Origin of the sequence: Pseudanabaena sp. SR411 (assembly GCF_002251945.1) — a bacterium.
GTDB lineage: Bacteria > Cyanobacteriota > Cyanobacteriia > Pseudanabaenales > Pseudanabaenaceae > Pseudanabaena.
The window spans coordinates 1-3,282 of sequence record NZ_NDHW01000201.1 but is presented as its reverse complement, the minus strand read 5'-3'; the positions used below and the strand labels follow the sequence as shown (position 1 = coordinate 3,282).

Annotated in this window: 3 protein-coding genes; all 3 read left to right on the top strand. The window is 44.5% G+C overall.

What is annotated here, in order from left to right:
* Positions 1-1,829 (top strand): CHAT domain-containing protein (locus B9G53_RS21920; RefSeq protein ID WP_141211849.1); only part of this gene is annotated, 1,829 nt, incomplete at its 5' end.
* An 85-nt stretch (positions 1,830-1,914) separates the two neighbouring features.
* Positions 1,915-2,811, top strand: coding sequence for an Rpn family recombination-promoting nuclease/putative transposase (locus B9G53_RS21915; RefSeq protein WP_094535592.1), 897 nt, complete (start codon positions 1,915-1,917; stop codon positions 2,809-2,811).
* Positions 2,812-3,098: 287 nt separating this feature from the next.
* Positions 3,099-3,282: hypothetical protein (locus tag B9G53_RS21910; RefSeq protein ID WP_141211848.1), on the top strand; the 184-nt coding region annotated here is incomplete at its 3' end.

Below are 3,282 nucleotides of genomic sequence, written 5' to 3'. Positions count from 1 at the left end.
GCAAATATGACAAAGCGATCGAGTTCTTTCTGCAACACTTAGCGATCGCGCGGGAAATCAAAGACCGTCTCGGTGAGGGAATAGCAATAACTAATTTAGCCGAGGTCTACGAAAAATTAAATCGCGATCAAGAAGCGATGATTTCCTATCAGCAAGTGTTAACCATTTTTAGAGAGATTGGCGATAGAAGCAACGAAAGTTATGTACTCGCAAATCTAGGAAATGTATTATCCAAAGCTAAACGCCCCGAACTAGCGATTCTCTTTTACAAACAATCGATCAATGTCCGCGAAGCAATCCGCAAAGACATTAGCAAACTCGATAAAGACATCCAAAAATCCTATCTAGCCACAATCGAAAAGACCTATCGCGACCTCGCCGACCTCCTGCTCAAACAAGACCGCATTCTCGAAGCGCAACAAGTCCTTGATCTGCTCAAAGTCCAAGAACTCAGCGACTATCTTAAAACTGTGCGCGGTAACAGCCAAACCGCCAAAGGAGTCGATATCCAACGCCCCGAACAAAACATTATTGCCCTCGGCAATGAACTTGCTGAACTCCAAAAGCTCGATCGCCTAACTCCAACTCAAGAGCAAAGACTTGCCTATCTCACCAACCAAGAAAGCGATCGCAACCAACAGTTTAATGCCTTTTTACAAAGTCCTAAAGTCCAAAAACAGATCAAGCAACTGAGTCTAGAGAAAGCCAAAAATGTCGATCTCGAAGAATATAATCGACTGCGCGAAAGCCTCTCTCAAGTTAAAAATGCTGCTCTCTTCTATCCCCTCATCCTCGACGATCGCCTCGAACTAATCTTGATTACAGCAACGACACCACCAATTCGTAAAACCATTAATCTCAAACGTGAGGAACTCAACAAATCTATTTCAGACTTTATGAGTAGCTTACGAGATCCTTCTTCTTCAAATGTCAAAGATGATGGACAGAAATTCTATAATTATTTGATTAAGCCCTTTGAGAAAGAACTAGAAGAAGCAAAAATCCAAACGATTATCTACGCACCCGATGGACAACTGCGGTACATTCCCCTCGCGGCGCTCTATGATGGCAAGCAATGGCTAGTCGAACGCTATCGCATTAACAACATTACCGCCAGCTCTCTCACCAATCTCAGACCAAGAACCTATAAGCAACCTCGCGTTCTAGCTGCCGCCGCTACGAATAGTCAAAATGTCAACTCGATCGCCTTTGGTGCTTTACCTGCCACGAAAACCGAAGTTGAAGCGATCGCCTCTCTTATCCCTAGAACTACGATTTTGCTGGATCGTCAATTTAACAAAACCGATACAGTCCCGAGGATGCAAAGCAATACAATCGTGCATTTAGCGACACATGGCTATTTTGCCGTGGGTCAGCCAGAGGAATCGTTTATCGTATTTGGTGATAGTAGCTTTGCCTCGATCGCGGATATCAAACAATGGACGTTAACCAATGTGGAGCTAGTTGTCTTGAGTGCCTGTGAAACTGCGATCGGGGGCAAAGTTGGCAATGGTATTGAGATTTTAGGCTTGGGTTATCAAATCCAGAGTGCGGGGGCGGGAGCTTCCATTGCCTCATTATGGAAGGTGAGTGATGAGGGTACACAGGCGTTAATGCAGAAGCTATACGAGAGTTTAAAACAGAAGGATATGTCATCATCGGAGGCATTGCGTCAGGCGCAGATCGCAATGATTCATAGTGATAACAAAGGAATGGGTAGCGATCGCGCTAGTATCAGAGTTGTGGGAACGTTGCCAAATGCGACCAGTGGACAATTCTCGCATCCGTTCTACTGGTCAGCGTTTATTTTGATTGGGAATGGGCTATAAGCAATAATCGTGCAAAAAACTACATGTTTTTCTTGCGATCGCCTTGATGTTGCAGAAAGCGATCGCGATTAGATAATATAGACTGATGCGTACTGACACCATCTTCTTTCAGCTATTTCAAACCTTTGAGGGCTTATTGTTTGAGCTAGTGGGACTACCACCTGAAGCTTCGGAGGGCTATCGTTTTACGTCTGTGGAAATTAAAGAAAAAGCCTTTCGCTTTGATGGTATTTTTATCCCTGAATCACTGGATAAAAATATCTGGTTTGTAGAGGTGCAGTTTCAAAAACGTGCGGAATTTTATTGGGAGTTTGTTGGCGAAATATTTCTGTATTTGAGTCAATACAAGCCAGAGCATGATTGGCAAGCCGTCGCCATTTTTGCAAAACGGAGTATTGAGCCAGAAATCCCAAAGCAATTTAGGATGCTATTTAAGAGTGGGCATATTGTGCGGGTATATCTTGATGAGTTGCCAGAGGATGAGTCGCTGAATTTGGGGCTTGTGAGGCTGATCGTTTCGCCCAAGAGGGAAACCATAGCTTTAGCGCAAAGGTTAGCTGGTCAGGTGGGACGAGATGATAGAGAAAGGATGGTAGAATTTATTGAGACAGTTTTGCTGTACAAGTTTCCCCAAATGAGTCGAGAGGAGGTTGAAGCGATGTTTACGTTAGGTGATCTCAAAAAAACAAGGGTATATCGGGATGCAAAGCTTGAGGGTGAAAAAATTGGTGAACAGCGTGGCAAGCTTGAGGGCAAGCTTGAGGGTGAGAAAATTGGGACACAGCGTGGTCAGATTTTGGGGCGGCAACAGGCGCTTAAACAGGTTGCGGTGCGACTATTAACACGAAAATTTGGTAAGGTGACACTGAAGACTTCGAGAAGACTGGATAAGCTATCGGCGGAGCATTTGGAGGAGTTGGCGGAGGCGGTGTTGGATTTTGAGAAGGTTGCAGATTTGGATGCGTGGTTAAAGGCGCGTTAGGGTTGATTTGATGATTACCTTTAGGGGTTTTGCATTTGCGCCAATGTTTTGAATCTCTTCACAGAAAAACTCTATACGCAAATGCAGAACCCTTTTGGCTATGCACAGATAAATTGTCCCTACGTTGTGGGGTTTGGGCGAAGCATTACCGTTTTGTGATTTGGGGTGATCTGCGTGGATGGTGGCGGTAATGCTTCGCGCCTACGAGATTTTTTATTAAAAATTGCATATGGTGAATATCTGAAAATGTAGGTAAGCTTGTAAGCACGCAGATCGGTAATACGGCTATGAATCTACATTATCGCAAAGGTTTTGTTAAGGCTTCGCGGTTTTATGCGTTGATGTTTGTGGCTATGACTGGGATTTTAGGCATGGTGTCGCCGCCCGATCTGGCTTTGATGACTGCTCAGTCGCAAACAACTCAAGACCGCAAAGCACAGGCAGATCGGCTTTTTAATCAAGGCAATCAGC